The organism is Dyella mobilis (assembly GCF_016904945.1).
GTDB classification, from domain to species: Bacteria; Pseudomonadota; Gammaproteobacteria; order Xanthomonadales; family Rhodanobacteraceae; genus Dyella_B; species Dyella_B mobilis.
This window is the reverse complement of record NZ_JADIKF010000034.1, coordinates 155,267-172,315: the sequence shown is the minus strand read 5'-3', so window position 1 is coordinate 172,315 and position 17,049 is coordinate 155,267. Positions and strand designations below refer to the sequence as shown.

General features: G+C 62.4%; 15 protein-coding genes. 7 read left to right on the top strand and 8 right to left on the bottom strand.

Annotated features, from left to right (window positions below; all coding sequences use genetic code 11):
- Positions 1–91: 91 nt before the first annotated feature.
- Both ISS99_RS03695 and ISS99_RS03690 read left to right on the top strand, forming a co-directional pair.
- Positions 92–1,435, top strand: a complete 1,344-nt coding sequence (locus ISS99_RS03695; protein ID WP_204630235.1) for an ABC transporter permease — start codon at positions 92–94, stop codon at positions 1,433–1,435.
- 10 nt (positions 1,436–1,445) lie between these two features.
- The gene (locus tag ISS99_RS03690; protein WP_204630234.1) at positions 1,446–2,678 is read left to right on the top strand and encodes an ABC transporter permease; all 1,233 of its coding nucleotides are present in this window, start codon (positions 1,446–1,448) and stop codon (positions 2,676–2,678) included.
- A gap of 37 nt (positions 2,679–2,715) precedes the next feature.
- Here ISS99_RS03690 and ISS99_RS03685 read toward each other — a convergent pair whose 3' ends face one another.
- A complete protein-coding gene (locus ISS99_RS03685) occupies positions 2,716–3,309 on the bottom strand; it encodes a flavin reductase family protein (RefSeq protein ID WP_204630233.1) in 594 nt (197 codons plus the stop codon).
- 83 nt (positions 3,310–3,392) lie between these two features.
- On the opposite strand from ISS99_RS03685, the gene ISS99_RS03680 reads away from it, so the two are divergent.
- Together ISS99_RS03680 and ISS99_RS23450 are read left to right on the top strand one after the other, a co-directional pair.
- Positions 3,393–4,091 carry an ArsR/SmtB family transcription factor gene (locus ISS99_RS03680; protein WP_204630232.1) on the top strand — a complete coding sequence of 233 codons (699 nt, stop codon included), beginning with the start codon at positions 3,393–3,395 and terminating at the stop codon, positions 4,089–4,091.
- Positions 4,092–4,838: 747 nt separating this feature from the next.
- Positions 4,839–7,349: a PKD domain-containing protein gene (locus ISS99_RS23450; protein WP_204630231.1), complete on the top strand. Its 2,511-nt coding sequence runs from the start codon at positions 4,839–4,841 to the stop codon at positions 7,347–7,349.
- Between the two features lie 88 nt (positions 7,350–7,437).
- On the opposite strand, the gene ISS99_RS03670 is transcribed toward ISS99_RS23450, so the two are convergent.
- Both ISS99_RS03670 and ISS99_RS03665 read right to left on the bottom strand, forming a co-directional pair.
- Entirely contained in the window at positions 7,438–8,748 is a 1,311-nt protein-coding gene (locus ISS99_RS03670; protein WP_204630230.1) for a carbohydrate porin, read from the bottom strand.
- Positions 8,749–8,880: 132 nt separating this feature from the next.
- The gene (locus tag ISS99_RS03665; protein ID WP_204630229.1) at positions 8,881–9,582 is read right to left on the bottom strand and encodes a TetR/AcrR family transcriptional regulator; all 702 of its coding nucleotides are present in this window, start codon (positions 9,580–9,582) and stop codon (positions 8,881–8,883) included.
- Positions 9,583–9,664: 82 nt separating this feature from the next.
- On the opposite strand from ISS99_RS03665, the gene ISS99_RS03660 reads away from it, so the two are divergent.
- Entirely contained in the window at positions 9,665–11,209 is a 1,545-nt protein-coding gene (locus tag ISS99_RS03660) for an MDR family MFS transporter (RefSeq protein ID WP_204630228.1), read from the top strand.
- A 42-nt stretch (positions 11,210–11,251) separates the two neighbouring features.
- Here ISS99_RS03660 and ISS99_RS03655 read toward each other — a convergent pair whose 3' ends face one another.
- The 3 genes from ISS99_RS03655 to ISS99_RS03645 are packed head-to-tail and all read right to left on the bottom strand — an operon-like array spanning position 11,252 to position 13,722.
- Positions 11,252–11,971, bottom strand: coding sequence for a pseudouridine synthase (locus ISS99_RS03655; RefSeq protein WP_204630227.1), 720 nt, complete (start codon positions 11,969–11,971; stop codon positions 11,252–11,254).
- Positions 11,972–11,980: 9 nt separating this feature from the next.
- The gene (locus tag ISS99_RS03650) at positions 11,981–12,760 is read right to left on the bottom strand and encodes an ABC transporter permease (RefSeq protein ID WP_204630226.1); all 780 of its coding nucleotides are present in this window, start codon (positions 12,758–12,760) and stop codon (positions 11,981–11,983) included.
- Positions 12,757–13,722 carry an ABC transporter ATP-binding protein gene (locus ISS99_RS03645; protein ID WP_204630225.1) on the bottom strand — a complete coding sequence of 322 codons (966 nt, stop codon included), beginning with the start codon at positions 13,720–13,722 and terminating at the stop codon, positions 12,757–12,759. The genes ISS99_RS03650 and ISS99_RS03645 overlap by 4 nt, the downstream gene beginning before the upstream one ends.
- 95 nt (positions 13,723–13,817) lie before the next feature.
- Here ISS99_RS03645 and ISS99_RS03640 point away from each other — a divergent pair, with 95 nt between their 5' ends.
- Together ISS99_RS03640 and ISS99_RS03635 are read left to right on the top strand one after the other, a co-directional pair.
- The gene (locus tag ISS99_RS03640; RefSeq protein WP_204630224.1) at positions 13,818–14,564 is read left to right on the top strand and encodes an FAD-binding oxidoreductase; all 747 of its coding nucleotides are present in this window, start codon (positions 13,818–13,820) and stop codon (positions 14,562–14,564) included.
- 571 nt (positions 14,565–15,135) lie between these two features.
- The gene (locus tag ISS99_RS03635) at positions 15,136–15,471 is read left to right on the top strand and encodes a hypothetical protein (protein WP_204630223.1); all 336 of its coding nucleotides are present in this window, start codon (positions 15,136–15,138) and stop codon (positions 15,469–15,471) included.
- A 158-nt stretch (positions 15,472–15,629) separates the two neighbouring features.
- Here ISS99_RS03635 and ISS99_RS03630 read toward each other — a convergent pair whose 3' ends face one another.
- Entirely contained in the window at positions 15,630–15,866 is a 237-nt protein-coding gene (locus tag ISS99_RS03630; RefSeq protein ID WP_204630222.1) for a hypothetical protein, read from the bottom strand.
- A gap of 24 nt (positions 15,867–15,890) precedes the next feature.
- Positions 15,891–16,958, bottom strand: a complete 1,068-nt coding sequence (locus ISS99_RS03625; protein ID WP_204630221.1) for a fimbrial protein — start codon at positions 16,956–16,958, stop codon at positions 15,891–15,893.
- Positions 16,959–17,049: the final 91 nt, after the last annotated feature.

The window sequence follows — 17,049 nt, the reverse complement described above, 5'->3', positions numbered from 1 at the left end:
CGGTTTTCAGTGGCCTATGGACATTTAGATTACATTCGTAATATTTTCAGCCGGCGCTTCGATCGGAGCGACTCGCAATCAGGGAGGGGGCGTGCTTCGTTATAACTTCGAGCTGGCGGCACGGGGGCTGCGGCGGTTTCCCAAGAGCACCCTTTTGGTGGTGCTGACGGTGGCACTGGGTCTGGCGGCATGCATGACCACGATGACGTTGCTGCACGTGCTGTCGGCCGATCCGTTGCCGGGGCGCAGCCAGCATTTGTACCTGGCATGGGTGGACACGGTGCTGGCGAAGCCATCCCATGCCAGCGCCGATCTCATGGCCGCGAACGGTATCAAGGTCAACGATTTTCACAACATCAAGTTGGCCGATGCGCAGGCGTTGCTGTCGGCACATCGCGCGGAGCGTCAGGCCGTGGTGGCCGACATGGTGGCCGACGAGGTTTCCGACGACGGTCGACATACGCAACCTCAGCAGGTCGTGCTGGCGACGACCTCGGACTTCGTGCCGATGTTCGGCGTGGCCTTGCGTTACGGGAGGGACTGGACGCCGGCCGAGGACGCCGCGCGCGTGCCGGTCGTGATGATTGATTCCGACCTGGCGCAAACGCTGTTTGGCACGCCCAATGCGGTGGGGCGCGCCGTACGGCTGAAGCACACGCTGTTTCGCGTGGTGGGAGTGATCCAACCTTATGCGCCGCAGCCGCACTTCTATGCCTTGAGCCTCGGCGCCTACAGCAGCGATGGCGGCGAAAACCTTTATGTGCCGTATCAGGCTGCCCTGGATGCGGGGCTGACACCCAACAGCTCCGATGCCTGCGACGCTTCGTACAAGATGTCGACCATAGCCGATGTCGATGCGGCGCACTGCGCTTCGCTGAGCGTGTGGGTACAGCTCGATACGGCGCAGCAGGTGGCGACGTACCGGGAGTTTCTGCAAGGCTACGTAGCGCAGCAGGCAAACCTCGCCGGCTTCGGCAAGACGCCGCGCTCGCAGCTGACCGGCGTGGCCGACTGGTTGAAGCAGAACGACGTAGTGCCCGACAGCGCGCGCCTGAATGTGTGGCTGGCCGGTTCGTTCCTGTTGCTTTGCATGGTCAATGTGATTGGCTTGTTGTCGGCGCGTTTCCTGCACCGTAGCGGCGACGTGGGCATTCGTCGCGCACTGGGCGCGCCGCGCCGCGCGGTGTTCCTGCAGCACGTGCTGGAGTCGGGCCTGGCGTGTCTTGTCGGCGGCGTGCTGGCCTTGCCGCTCACTCTGTTGGGCTTGTGGATACTTCGCCAGCAGAGCGACGACTTCTCCGGGCTTGCGCGCCTGGATCCGGCGATGTTCGCGGCGTTGTTCGCGACGGCGCTGATGGTGGGTGCGCTGGTCGGGTTGCTGCCGGCATGGCGGGTGTCGCGGGTCGAGCCGGGCCTGCAGGTCAAGGGCGAATAAGGAGTTTGCCATGTCTGTCCGGATACTTTTTTCCACCCTGCGCCGGCGCAGTTTCATGCCTACGCTGGTCATGCTGCAGGTGGCATTGGCTTGCGCCATTCTGAGCAACGTGTCGTTTCTTGCCTGGCAGCAGATGGAGCCCATGCTCGCTCCCAGCGGCGTGGACACGGAGAACCTGATCCTGGTCGACGGACTGGACGCTCCCAACCGCTCGTGGACGAAGGCCGAAGTGCAGGCCGGCACCGAGGCGCTGCGGGAAGTGCCCGGCGTGCGCGCCGTGAGCGCTGCCATGGGCTTGCCGATGGTCGTCAGCGTCCTGAGCGTGCGGGCGTATTCGGGCCCGACCGGCGTCAAGGTGGGTGCGAACGCCTATGAAGGCGACGACCTGCTCGACACCCTCGGGCTGCAGTTGGTGAGCGGCCGCAACTTTCTGTCCAGCGAATATCGCGATATCGGCAGCGACCAGGGCAAAGGTGTGCCGGAGCCGGTCATCATCACGCAATCGCTGGCGCGGCAAATGTTCGGCGATAGCGTGCCGCTGGGGCAACTGCTGCATTCTCCCGGTGACGGAACGGATCCCGGTTCGGTCGTGGTGGGCGTGGTGCGCCACCTGTTGCGCAACCAGGTGGGCATGGCTACCAATGGCCGCGCGGATGACACCGTGTTGCTGCCCGACCGCGTGGCCGATTCCTGGCTACTGTCTTATGCGGTGCGCGTTGATCCGCAGATGCGCGCCGCCGCGTTGCGTGGTGTGCGCAAGGCCGTCAAAAAGCAGTTCGGCCCCTTGCTGCCGACCGGTTCGACGCCCAAGTCGGAGTTCTACGCGACGCGTCGCGCGGAGGTCTTCAAGAGCCGCCGCGCGGCCCTGGTGCTGTTCGCCGGCGTGGCCTTGACGGTGATGGCGGTGACGGTGATCGGCATCATGGGTCTCACCGGCTTCTGGGTGCAGAAGCGCACGCCGCAGATCGGCATCCGTCGAGCCCTGGGTGCGCGGCGCAGCGACATCCTGCGTTACTTCCTGGCCGAGAACACGCTGATCGTGGGTACCGGCGTGGCGCTTGGCATGGCCTTGGCCTACTTCGGCAATAGCTGGCTGATGCGCTATTACGAGTTGCCGCATCTGCCGTGGGCGTGGCTGCCGTTGGGTGCAGCGGCGATGGTGCTGGTCGGGCAACTCGCGGCGCTCGGCCCCGCGTTGCGTGCAGCGGCGGTGCCGCCGATCGTGGCGACCCGCACGAGGTGAGCCGGCGTCGCGCGCGAACGTACGCAACGACGCTCGTTCAACATCTTGCGTGGTGGCGGAGTCCTTGGAACAGCGGTGAATAGCCAGCCAGGTTCAGGTGTTGCGTACCGGGCACCACGATGTCCGCGTGGGCATGCACGTGCAGCACTTCCAGTTCGATGATGGCAAAGCCTCCCGCGTCGGCGCGCCATGCTTCCGCCGGGCGAAACACCTGGTGGACGAGACGCGCTTCCAACTGCAGCGGACATTCCGCGATGCGCGCGGCACGCACCTGCATCGATGGGCTTGCATGCAGACCGCCAAGCGCCAGTTTGTCGCCCTCGTTGCGATAGCCTGCCCCGCGTTTCCGGGCGGAGCGTTCGCTGCCGGACGCGACGTGCTCGATCGCTGCGTGCATGGAATCGCTTGCCAGGTTGAGCACGCATTCGCCCTCGCGCAACAAGTTGGCGAGGCCGCGGTCGCCGCCGTCCAGGCCGATCACCGCGCGGTCGGCCAGCGACCACGCCGAAGACATCGGCGTGATGTGAATGGAGCCGTCCTCGTTGCGCGTGGTGATGAGCACCACCGGCGCGCCGAAATAAAGGTTCGGGGGGTTGATGACCAGGGTGTCGGGCAGGTGTTGGGCTTTCACGTTTTCGAGTGTGCGCGATCCAGTCGGGAGACATTTCGGTTTTCAGCGAAACGTCCGTGTCGCCCGAGGGCTAGACTGCACGCATGACAGACGCTAGCCCGCTCAACCGTTATCAACTTGCCGAGCTGGGAGCCATGCTGGCCGAGCCGGCGCGCGCGGCCATCCTGCTGGCGCTGATGGATGGCACCACCCGCCCGGCGGGCGAGCTGGCACACATTGCGGGCGTCAGTGCGGCCACCGCCAGCGCGCACCTCAAGCGGCTGCTGGAAGGCGGTCTGCTGGGTCTGCATGAGCAAGGGCGGCATCGCTATTTCCGACTTGCCAATGACGACGTGGCGGCCTGGCTGGAGGCGATGGCGCTGCCGCAGGCAGCACGCACCGCCACCGTCGTTGCCGCGCGCGATCCGGCGTTGTGCCGCGCACGTACCTGCTATCGCCATCTTGCCGGACAACTGGGTGTGGTGCTGTGCGAAGCCTGGCTGGAGCGAGGCTGGCTGCACGTTGGCAGCGATGGCATCAGTCTGTTGTCCGACGGCGCGGATGCTCTGGTACAGGCCGGCTGCCAGGAAGCTTCCACCCAGCAGTTGCTGCGTTTGCGCGGGCGCCATTGCCTGGATTGGACCGAGCGCCGCCTGCATCTGGGCGGCCCGCTTGGCGTGGCCATTACCGGTGCCATGCTCGATGCAGGATGGTTGCGGCGTGCGCAACGCAACCGCGCGCTATTGCCGACGCCCGACGGTTTGCGTCGATTGGCCGAACTCGGCGTGCGCCTCGATAGCTGATTTTCAACAGCTGTCAGCATTCATTCATTTTGTCTGCGTCAATGACGACGATGTCAATCGTCATTGATCACACTATTTGGATCGTGCAAACGTGAAGCCGCGGCGCGTCACGCGCAGTCGTTGCGACAAAAAAATACCTGCAAGCGTCTTTGAAGCAGGATTCGCATTCGCGATTGTTATGCATATCAACGACGGCGTATCGAAATATTTTGCGTGAAAAACTTTTTCACTTTCACGCAGCCTAGACGGCGTAAATATTGACGAATAAGGGGCTTCACGCCGTAGCGACAAAATGTTGCTTCGTGGCGCGCCGAAACTGCTATCGATATCAGCCCGGAAGCTTGCGCAAGGCGTTTCTGCATTAATTTTCGTGAAGAGAATGGCGGCGTTTCAAGCGCTCGATTACGTCATGAGAATCTGCGAATCAGTTCTATCTTTGCAGCTTGACGCAGAATTATTCGGCAGATACTTTCGATGGTATTCGCTGCGGGATGCAGGCGGCGAATGATTCCGCGGCGATGTCACGGGTTAGGGGATGACGTCGTTCGAGCGCTACGTCGGCACTGCCCGCAAAGGGAGCGCAGGGGGAGCGGCAGCACACCGAGGCTCGGGGAATCGCGGGGCAATCTCTATCGAAACAATGGCGTCGCGTCCTTACGCGACTTAACTGTTATGGGGCGCGTGCGACCTCATCGGGTTCGTTCGCCCTCGATTCCTGGGGAGTTAGAAATGCCAAGCAATCTCCGTATGAAAACCCTGGTTGTAGCAATGGGTCTGGCCGCATTGGGCAGTGCCATGGGCGTGTCCGCACAACCGTCGGCGAGCGATGCGGTTTCTGCCGTCGCCGCCAGCTCCGCGTTGGTCGCACTGCATCCGGCCGTGGCGCTGAGCAATGGCGACAAAGTGGTAGGGCCTTTGGCCTTTTCGCAGCCGATGCACGTAGTGATGACACTGAAGCTGCGCAACGAAAGCCAGCTCGATCAATACATTGCCAAGCCGGGTTTCAAGCCACTGACCACGGCCCAGTTCAATGCGCAATATGCGCCGACGGCGGCGCAGGCAAAGTCGGTAGCCGATTATCTGACGCAGGCGGGCTTCTCCAACGTCAAGATCGCTGCCAACAATGAGCTGGTTGAGGCCGACGGTCACGCCGATACGGCGCAGGCGGCTTTTCATACCAACTTCGTGCACGTCAAGACGCACGATGGACGCGACGCGTTCGCCAACAGCAGCGCCGTGCAGATTCCTGCCAGCCTGCAAGGCGTAGTGCACGCGGTGCTCGGCATGCAGAATGTGCATACCTCGCACGTGTTCGCCGTTTACCGCGATCCGATCGCTGCGCATGCCATGGCCGTGCATCCCAATGCCACCGGCACGGACGAAGGCCATGCACCTTCCGACTTCCCGTCGATCTACGGCGCCAGCGGCATGGCGAACACCACCTCGATCGCGGTGGGTTCGGTTTCTTCGGGCCCGATGGCCAACGTGCTGAGCGACCTGAAGTCGACCAACCCCAGCACCACCATCACACTGAAGGGTGACACCAGCGTCGGCAGCGGCAGCGGCAGCAACACCGGCGACGGCGAATGGGATCTGGACAGCCAGGACATCATTCCCTTCACCGGCGTGTCGCAGTATTACTTTTACGTAGCCGCTTCGTTGAGCGATGCGGATCTGCAGACCGATTACAGCTCCATCGTGTCGGACAACCTGCTGAAGGCCATCGACGTTTCGCTCGGCGAGTGCGAAACCGACGCGCAATCTTCGGGTGCAGCAGCGTCGAACGACACCACGTTCAAGCAGGCCGTTGCGCAGGGCCAGACCTTCTTCGTGTCGGCTGGCGACTCCGGTGCAGATGAATGCGGCAACGGCGGCGTGACGCCGAGTTGGCCGGCGAGCTCGCAGTACGTGACCTCCGTGGGCGGCACCGAGCTCTACACCAGCGGTACTTCCACCTGGTCCAGCGAAGTCGTGTGGAACGACCTCAGCTCCAGTGAAGGTGCTACCGGCGGCAGCCCGAGCACGTTCGAGCCGATCCCGAGCTGGCAGAAAGGCGTAGCCGGCATCACCAACCAGACCTATCGCGGCGTGCCGGACATCGCGTTCGATGCCAGCCCCAACAGCGGTGCCTTGGTGACGGTGGACGGTGCATCCGGCCAGCAGATCGGCGGCACCAGCCTCGCCGCGCCGTTGGCGGTGGGCTTCTGGGCACACGTGCTGCAAGCCAATGGCGCCAGCCTGGGCTTTGCCGCACCGGTGATCTACAAGGTGGCGCAATCGTCGTCGACCAATTACGCCAACGCCTTCCACGACATCACCTCGGGCAACAACAGCGGTGAAACCGCCGGTACCGGTTGGGACTACACCACCGGCTGGGGCAGCGTGCAGGTCAGCAACTTCAGCAGCCTGGCTGGCGGCGGCAGCTCCTCGGGCGGCAGTCCGGTGGCCAACTTCACCGATACGGTGAGCGGTCTGACGGCGACCTTCACCAACACCTCCACCGATACGGGCGGCACCATCACCTCGTATGCATGGAACTTCGGTGACGGCAGCACCTCCACCTCGGCCAGCCCGAGCCACACCTACACCGCGGCCGGTACCTATACCGTCTCGCTGGAGGTGACCGACAGCACCGGCGCGACCAACACCAAGACCGGTTCGGTGACGGTATCGTCGGGTGCGACCGGCAAGCCGGTGGCCAGCTTCACCGATGCGGTGAGCGGCCTGACGGCGACCTTCACCAATACCTCCACCGACACGGGCGGCACGATCAGCTCGTACTCGTGGAACTTCGGTGACGGCAGCACCTCCACCTCGGCCAGCCCGAGCCACACCTACACCGCCGCGGGTACCTACACCGTGTCGCTGCAGGTGACCGACAACACCGGTGCGAGCAACAGCACCAGCCAGTCGGTCACGGTGGCCAGCAGTGGTGGCACGGGTGTGTTCTCCAACAACACGCCGGTATCCATCGTTGGCGACAACTGGAGTATCAGCAACATCTCCGTGTCCGGCGAGGGCAGCAGCGCACCGTCGAACCTGAAGGTGACCGCCAACATCTCCGACACCCGCGCCAGCGGCCTGTATGTCTATCTGGTGGCACCGAACGGTGACTACGCGGAGCTGACGGCACAAAACGGCAACAACACCTGGACCGTGAACGCCTCTTCCGTGGGCGCCAATGGCACCTGGTCGCTGGAGATCTACAACCCCAGCTCGCGTGCCGGCACCTTGAACAACTGGAGCCTCACGTTCTGATGATGTACGGGGCGCAGGAAGCGCCCCATCCCCTGACTGGCTCGTTGTCATCGAGCGCTGGGCCCGGCCATTCGGCCGGGCCCTTTCTTCAGAACGCGACGATGGTTTTCAGGCCGAGCACGAATACGTTGCCGTTGTGGCTGCTGCCGGGATGAATCACGTATTGCAGGTTGGGCCGCAGGTTGATCGATGGCAGCGGCGACCAGTTGTAGAACAGCTCTGTGGCGTACTCGTAGCCGCTTTGCACCGGCACGGTGTTGCCAGGATGGAGCTGGTTGTAAAGCCGCTGGTAGGACGCCAGGCGATGGCTGCCGTGAGTAGCACCGAAGGCGAAGCCGATCGCATCGTCGGGGCGATCGAAGGGCGCGTGGTATTCGGCACCGAGCGCAAACTGGCGATCCGTCGGAGAGGTTCGGGTATCGGTCATGGTGGCGTTCAAGAACACGGTGACGCCGTCGCCGTTCGCGTGCCCGCTTAGTTGTTGCTGGAAACCCAGGTAACCGCCGTAGCGCGAGTTGTTCTGCAGGGGCGCCTCGCCGGTCAGCGCGATGGGTTGGCGGTGGATGTCGTAGTAGAGATCCTCGCCGCCGGCATTGTTGTACCAGCCACCGAATTTATAGCTGCCGGGCAGGCCGTTGACGCTGGGTGTCCAGCCGAATTCCAAAGGAATCAGTGCGCCGGTGGTGCCGCCGGGAAAGTTTGCTTTCCAGCCATTTGCGCGCGCCCAATCGTCGTCGATGTATTTGGGATTGAGCTGATACGCGCCGACTTTCACGTAGGTCTCGCCGGTGGTATGCCACAGCAGCCACGTAGCCCACTGGCTGGTCGGCCAGTTGATCCAATAGTCGCCTGCGATATTGCCAGGCTGCGAACCACAGAAGGTAAGGTTTTGGAAATCGCAGGCGAATGCATCGAAATCGGTGCCGACCGGCAATCGTCCGATGCTCCACTGCAGCTTGTCGTCGAAGAAATCTTGTTGGAACGCGAAGATCGTCAAGTGCAACGTCTGCCCGCGGCCATAGACCTCCTGCACCTGCTGATAGCCCGGCAGATGCGCATCGGCCGTGAGATTGCGGCCATTTCGATCGCTGAGCACGATCTGCAAGCGACTGCCGTTCCAGCCCCACAATTTTTGCAGGTCGAAGGTGGCGCCCGCGTTCCATTGGTCGGTATAGCGCGTGAGATGCTTGTCGCCGCCGGAAAAATTATGCGCGACTTCGCTGGTGTAGCCGGCATCGAAGCGGATGCCGCGCTCGGCGAGGCGGGTGCGCTCGCCGTTCCAGCCGCCGAACAAGTATGTACTGTTGTCGGTGGCACGTGCGGGAAGGGCTGCGCACGCAGCGCATGACAGGACCAGGCACGCGATCCAGCTGCGGCATCCTTGCAGGATATTTTCCACGAGTGAAGCTCCATGATCGGCACGCCTGTTTCGCAGCGACGTGCGGCGGCGAACCGGATCGAAGTCGGTGCGCCATGAAGCTTCAGCGCCGCTGCCAGCTCGAATGTCGAGGCGTGCGTCGTGCCGACGATTTCAGGGAAGGGGACTGACGCCGTGAGAGAGTATGGCCACGGCGTGTCGCGCGATGTCCGCCGGTCCCAACGTTCTGCGTAGGCGATCCTGCTGCCAGGCTTTGGTGGCGATCAGCGGCAGTATCGTGAGGCCGAAAATCGTGATGAACAGTAGGGATGGTTCGAAATCCGGATTGAGCCGGCCTTCCCGCTGCCAGCGCGTGATGCAATCGATCGCCGATTGCATGTGCAGCGTGCCGTAACGTTGCTGGATGCGCTGGCGCAATAGGCCGTTGTCGCTGAATACCTCGCGCATCCACAGCGAGGGAAACCACGGGTGCTCGGTGGCGGTGCGCATCAGGCGCTCGGCCAATTGCGTGATGACGGTGACGGGATCGCCAGCATCTGCACTGAAGGTTTTGCCGATTTCTTCGCGGCGCGGCTGGATGCGCTCCTCGATCAACACATCCAGCAGTTGGTCGCGTGACTTGAAGTAGTAGTGGAGCATGGCGGGCGTGACGCCGGCTTCGCGTGCAATGGCGGCGAGCGGGGTTTCCACGATGCCCTGGCGGGCGAACAGCTGCAGTGCCGTATCCAGCAGCCGCACGCGTTGCTCGGGGCCGTTGATCGATCCGGAAGGGCGGCCGGGGCCGCGCGGGAGGTCGACGTCCACGGCTTTCCTGGATTTGCGCGAAACCGGCTTGTCGGTGCTGGCTTTGGCCATCGTCGGGGATGCCTGATTGACTGTACTGGCGAGTGCAGTATATATTAATTAAATCATCAATTAATTTCAATCAGGCTGCCCCATGAGCGCCGACGCTTCCTTGGCTATCCAGCAACCCAGCACTGCGGCCGGTTCCCCCGGCGCGTCTGTCGACGCGCGCGAACACCCGCCGGTGCGCCTGCTGTTCTCCGCGCTGTTGCTGGTGATGCTGCTGGCCGCACTGGACCAGACCATCGTATCCACCGCCTTGCCCACCATCGTGGGCGAACTGGGCGGGCTGGAGGACCTTTCCTGGGTGGTCACCGCCTACCTGCTTACCTCCACCATCGTGGTGCCGCTCTACGGCAAGTTCGGCGACCTGTTTGGCCGGAAGGTCGTGCTGCAGGCGGCGGTCGTGGTGTTCCTGCTTGGTTCGGCGCTATGCGGGCTCGCCCAGAACATGACCCAGCTGATCCTGATGCGCGCGCTGCAAGGCATGGGCGGCGGCGGATTGATGGTGGTGACGATGGCGGTCATCGGCGACGTGATTCCGCCAGCGGATCGCGGTCGTTTCCAAGGCATGTTCGGCGCCATCTTCGGGCTGGCCACGGTGATCGGGCCGCTGATCGGCGGATTCCTGGTGGAGCATCTTTCCTGGCGCTGGATCTTCTACATCAATCTGCCGCTGGGCATCCTCGCCCTGTCGGTGATCAGCGCGGTGTTCAAGCCGCGTGCGGCGCACATCAAGCACCAGATCGATTACGCGGGCGCGGCGTTCCTGGCGACCACGCTCACGTGTATCGTGCTGTTCACCACGCAGGGCGGGGTCACCTTGCCCTGGTCCTCGCCGCAATTGTGGTTCACGCTCGCCTTCGGCCTGGTGGCGCTGGCCGGCTTCATCTACGAAGAGGGGAAAGCGGCCGAGCCGATCATTCCCCTGCATCTGTTCAAGGAACGCACCTTTCTGCTGAGCTGCCTCATCGGCTTCATCATCGGTACTTCCCTGTTCGGCTCGATGACCTTCCTGCCGCTGTATCTGCAGGTGGTGAAAAACTCCACGCCGTCGCAGGCGGGCATGCAGTTGCTGCCGATGATGTGCGGCTTGACGATCAGCTCGATCGTCAGCGGCCGCATCATCAGTCGTATCGGCCGCTATCGCGTGTTTCCGATCCTCGGCACGCTGCTCGCATCGATCGCGATGACCTTGCTCAGCACGCTCGACAACGACACGCCGGTGACGCATCTCTACGTCTATATCGGCCTGCTTGGCCTGGGGCTGGGCATGGTGATGCAGGTGCTGGTGCTGGCGGTGCAGAACAGCGTGCACTTCAAGCACATCGGCGTGGCGACATCCGGCACGACCCTGTTCCGCTCCATCGGCGGTTCGATCGGCGTGGCGGCGTTTGGTGCGGCGTTCAGCAGTGGATTGCACGCGCGCCTGACGCGCAGCATTCCGCCGGGAACCGTGCTGCCACACTCCATGGGGCCGGACGGCGTGCATCATCTCCCCGAAGCGGTACGCCAGCTCTATCTGCATGCCTTCGGCGGCGCTCTGCACGTGGTGTATGCCACGGCCGCATCCGTGATCGTGCTGGCCTTTCTGCTGGCCTGGCTGTTGCAGGATGTGCCTCTGCGCAAGAAACATTGAGGCGGGGCGAGGTTGGGTTGCCGGAGCAACCCAACCTGCGAATCACCACTGCGTGCGGTTGGGCAGCAGGCCTTTCAGCTCGGCATCGGTAAGGTTGCGCCATTGGCCGGGCTTCAGATGGCCCAGCTTGACGTTGATGATGCGCACGCGGCGCAGCTGGGTGACGCGATAGCCGAACGCCGTGGCCATCAGGCGGATTTGCCTGTTCAGCCCCTGCGTCAGCACGATGCCGAAGCCGTACTTGGCGATCTTGCGGGTCTTGCACGGCCTGGTCATCTGGCCGTGGACGCGCACGCCGCGCGCCATGCCGGCAAGGAACTCGTCGGTGACGGGCTTGTTCACCGCCACCAGGTATTCCTTCTCGTGGTGGTTTTCCGCGCGCAGGATCTCGTTGACGATGTCGCCGTTGCTGGTCAACAGGATCAGCCCTTCGGAATCCTTGTCCAGGCGCCCGATGGGGAAGATGCGCTCCTGGTGATCGACGAAATCGATGATGTTGCCTTCGACTCCGTGATCGGTAGTGCAGGTAATGCCGACCGGCTTGTTCAGTGCGATGTATACGGCGGTCTTGCGCGCGGGCGTGGCGGCAAGCACGCGCGCCTTGACGATCTCGCCGTCCACGCGCACTTCATCGCCTTCCAGCGCTTTGGCGCCGGTGCCGACCACTTCGCCATTGATGGTGACGCGGCCGGCCAGTAGCCACTCGTCCGCTTCGCGGCGCGAGCACAGGCCCGCTTCACTGATATATTTGTTGACGCGCATGGAGTGTCGTCAGGAACGCAGGCCGACGCCGCGCTTGAGCAGATTCAATGCCAATGCGGAAAGTCCGATCACGAAGATCAACATGACGCCAAAAGCGACGCCGATTTGCACGTCGCTGATGCCAAGCACGCCGAAACGAAACGCGTTGACCATGTAGAGGATCGGATTGACCCGCGAGATGGCCTGCCAAGGTTCGCTGAGCATGTTTACCGAGTAGAACACACCGCCAAGATAGGTAAGCGGAGTGAGTACAAAGGTGGGTACGAGGGCGATGTCGTCGAATTTCTTGGCGTAGACCGCGTTCACGAAGCCGGCCAGCGAAAAGATCGTGGCGCCGAACAGCACGGACAGGATGGTAACCAGCGGATGCACGACGTGCAGGTTGGTGAAGAACAGTGCGATCAGCAATACCAGCAGGCCGACTACGATGCCGCGCGTTACGGCACCCGTCACATAGCCCAGCAAAATCACCCAGTTCGACATGGGCGACACCAGCATCTCCTCCACCGAGCGCTGGAATTTGGCGCCAAAGAAGGAGCTGGAGATGTTGCCGTAGCTGTTGGTGATGATGCTCATCATGACCAGGCCGGGCACGATGTACTGCATATAGGTGAATTCACCCTGGATGTTGCCGATGCGACTGCCGATCAGCTTGCCGAAGATCACGAAGTACAGCGTCATGGTGATCGCAGGCGGAATCAGCGTCTGTGTCCAGATACGCATGATGCGCACGATTTCGCGGCGCACGATGGTGTAGAGCGCGATCAGATTGCCGGACACGTTGCTCACGCCACTTTCTCCTTGCCGGGCGCTTGCTTGCCCGATTCTTGCCGGCCGTTTTCGACGAGCCGCACGAACAGCTCCTCCAGGCGATTGGTCTTGTTGCGCATCGAGGTAACGGTGATGCCGTGCGTGCTGAACGCATCGAACAGCGCATTCATGGCTTGGGTGCGCGGCATTTCCGCTTCCAGCGTGTGCTCGTCGACGCGGCGGAGCGTGATGCCCGGCAGCGAGGGTACGTGTTCAGGCAGCTTGTCGACGTCGAACACGAAGGTTTCCACGTCCAGTTTCGAGAGCAGCTGTTTCATCGAGGTGTTTTCCACGATGGTGCCGTGGTCGATGATGGCGATGTTGCGGCACAACTGCTCGGCTTCCTCCAGATAGTGCGTGGTGAGGATCACCGTGGTGCCGGCCGCGTTGATGCCGCTAATGAACTGCCACATGGAGCGGCGGATCTCGATGTCCACGCCGGCGGTCGGTTCATCCAGGATCAGCAGGCGCGGCTCGTTCATCATCGCGCGGGCGATCATCAGGCGGCGCTTCATGCCGCCCGACAGCATGCGGGCCTGGTCCTGCGCCTTTTCCCACAGGCGCAGTTCCTTCAGGTATTTCTCGGCGCGTTCGGCGGCGATCTTTCGCGGAATGCCGTAGAAGCCGGCTTCGTTGACGCAGATGTCGAACGGCTTCTCGAACTGGTTGAAGTTGATTTCCTGCGGCACTAGGCCGATCAGCTTCATCGCCTCGTTACGCCGGCGGTTGACTGATACGCCGAAAATCGCGGCGTCGCCGTCGGTGGAGTTCACCAGCGAGGACAGGATGCCGATCAGGGTGGACTTGCCGGCGCCGTTGGGGCCGAGCAGGGCGAAGAAATCGCCGGGCTGGACCGTCAGATCGATGCCTTTGAGGGCCTGGACGCCGTTGCCATAGGTCTTGCGGAGCGCTTTGACGACCAGTGCGGGGGTGGGGGACATAGGCTGCACCATGGGTTTCAGCCCTTTATTATAGCGGGCCTTGTCCCGACGACCCGTTCGGCCGGGCGTACTCACTGTTTCCCTGGGAAATTTACGTGGCTGATCACTTCACTTTGCGTCTCGCCGACAGCTACATGCTGGCCCCCTCCGTGCGCCACCTGGCCTTCGAGCGCGCCGACGGCCAGCCGCTGGCGTTCATTCCGGGCCAGTTCCTGCAGATCCACTTCCATTACGACGATGGCACGGCGACCAAGCGCAGCTATTCGGTCGGCACGGTGGGGGATGGCAGCTCGCCGGTGCAGCGCATCGAGATCGCGGTGAGCTACGTGGAAGGCGGCGCGGCCACCAAGTTGCTGAGCGAGTTGCCGTTGGGCGGCACGATCGAGGCCAGCGGCCCGTACGGGCGCTTCTGCCTGCAGGACGCCGATACCCATCCGCGCTACTTGCTGCTGGCCACCGGTACCGGCGTCACGCCGTATCGCGCCATGCTGCCGCAGTTCGAAAAGCTGTTGGCCAACGGCGGGCGCGAAGTCGTGCTGCTGTATGGCGCCCGCAACGAAACCGAGTTGCTGTACGGCGAGGAATTCGAAGCGTTTGCGCAAACCCATCCCGGTTTCACTTTCCATGGGTGCCTGAGCCGACAGCCGCGCGCGGTGCCGCGGCCGAACGATCGCCTCGGCCACGTACAAACGGTATTGGCGGAGCTTGCTCCGTCGGCGGACCGGGATATCGCCTATCTCTGCGGCAATCCCAACATGGTCGATGCGGCCTTCAACGCGTTGAAAGACTTCGGTTTGCCGATCCCGCAGATCCGGCGCGAGAAATACATTTCCTCGCGTTGATGCCGATAAGGTTCTCGCGCACGGGGATGCTCGTGCGCGAGAACGCTGGCGAGCTTACGTCGCCCCGTGAAAGAAATGTGTAGGACACCCTAAAGTGCGTCGGAATCTTGCCGATAAATAACTGCACGGGTCAGCGCACCCCGCGCAAGCGTCACGATCATGGCACTGAAAGCGGCCACACGGTTTTTGCATAAGCATCCAACTGCCCTTGGACAGCTCGTGCCAGATGCCGGACCGCTTTTTTTCGCGGCGATGTTCAGTTCTTGAGCGTTCTGTTTGGAATGCATTCCAAGCAATTGTTTCACTGAGCATTCACCCACTTTCTACAAAAGACGAACCATTGGCGCCGCTACGACGTCCCGTCGGGCGACCTCCACTATTTATGTGACCTGGTTCGCAATTTAACCAAAAGGTTCGGCGGAGGCTCTCAAGCACTGGGTACACGCCGCCGATGTGCCTTCACAGGTGCTCGCGATGTGCGCGGGCACCGGTGGAGGGCAGCAGTATGCATGGTCCGCGGTGGTGGGTCTTAGGTGGTTGTTTTTTATTCTCAGTATTGGGCGCACCTGCTGTGCAAGCAGGGGGCGGCGGTTCGATCGAAGGTGGTGGAACCATCTCCTTCATCGGCGCCGTGGTGGCGCCGACGTGCAGCGTCGCGACAGATCAGCAATCGCTGAGCGCGCTCATCGGCACGTCCGGATTGCATCCGTCGCAGTCGTTCAATTGTTCCAATCCGGCTGCCGGTGCTGAAGCGAGCACTGCGGATCCGTCGCGGATCTACGCAGTCGACGTGGATCATCTCACCCGGTCCGAGCCCGACCAGGTACTCAATTATTTCGCCAGCTACGTTCGTGCTGCGCAGACTGGCCCCGCCGATCCGGTGCTGGTGACGCAAAGCTTCGAATGACGACAGGGATGTATCGGCTCGTGACTGGAATAACTTGAGCCAGTTCTCACATCGGCTTTGCACGGTTGTTTGCGCGATGAAGTTACACGTGCACGTGAAATAAAAGGTGCCGCCTCGTCACCCGATGGCGGCACTGGGAAAGAGTCGTCGACGTGGCGTCAGTTGCAGTGCGCGGGTTTACCTTTTCTGGTCCTGCATTGCATGTCGCCCGTGGCTTTCTGGGCGCTACCGCTCGACTGGGTTCCCTGCTGTTCGGCTTTCACTTTCGCTTGCGCGGCTGCCTGGGCAGCGGTTTGCTGCACGGGAGCGGCTTTTGCGGGCGGTGCCGCCATGGCTTGCATGGGAATGGCGAGTGCGAGGCTCATCAGGGCGAGCAGGGCGGTGGTCGTCTTCATGATGTGCTCCTTCAAAAAGCGCTGTTACTGATACGTCAGGGTAAAGGTGGCCGATGCGGTCAGCGGCCCCGCAACGATCGCCGCTGCGGTCTGGTAATACTGCGCGACGAACGGCAGATTCATGGTTCCGCCCGGCGCAACGCCTTCGGAGATGGCCGTGCCGAACGTAACCGGAGTCGTGTAGTCCGACTGCAGCAAGCGTACTCCGACACCGCTGGCGCTACCTGACGTGGGGGTAAGTACGCCGGGGATGCCGGATGCCGTCCCCGCGGCGGTGAAGGTGATGCTCAGGGTTTCAGGAGCCTGCCCAGCCGCCAGGCAAGTGAGCGCAATGGAGAATGCCGTCGTACCGGCGGTGCTGCCTTTTCCGCCGAACTCCTTGGCGGCTACCGTCGGCAGCGTCACCACCTGTGGCGAGGTATTGATGGAGCACGCCGGCAGCACGAAGCGCACGGTGTTGTTAAGAGCGAAATTCTCGACGTCAAGCGTGCCGTTGTACCACTGTCCCAGTTGCGCGGTGGTGACTTCGGCGCCTGGAGCGATCGGGCCGGTAGCCACGAGGTAGACGGCCGACTGGACGCTATATACGCCGGAGCCGATCGTGCAGTGGTTGCCGCTGCAACCCGAGAGGGGGCCAATGCTGTAGTAGCTGGATGAGGTGCCGTGCAGAATTTCAAATCCGATGCCCGGTGTCCCGGTCGGAAAAACATAAGCGTTGGTCCCAGGGTTCGAATTGGTGGTACCGCCGAGCACCGGGGTGAGACCACTCAAGCCAGAGGCCACGTCGTTATTGCAATCCGATTCTCCCGTGGCAGGGGTGGGCGTCGTGAAATTAGAAGTCGCCAATACCGTGCCCACGGCCGGCTCCCCGGTGAGCGTCACCGTATTGGTAGTGCCGTTGAACGTTCCTGCCGGCGATGCATTGATGCTTACGTTTACGCTTTCCGTGCCGCCGGTGTCCCACACGCACTGGGCACGTGAACGCCCTGGCATCAGTCCCAGCACGACGAGCAACAGGCACAGTGCATATCTGCATACCTGGTTCAGCGAAGCCAGGCCCTGAGGGTGCCGCATCGTGACGCATCGTTTCATGGGATGGCTCTCGCAATGCTGCTACGAGCGTTGCAACGTGGCAGCAAGGGTACTGGACAGAAAATCAATGAAAAGATCGGGGCGGTGTGCT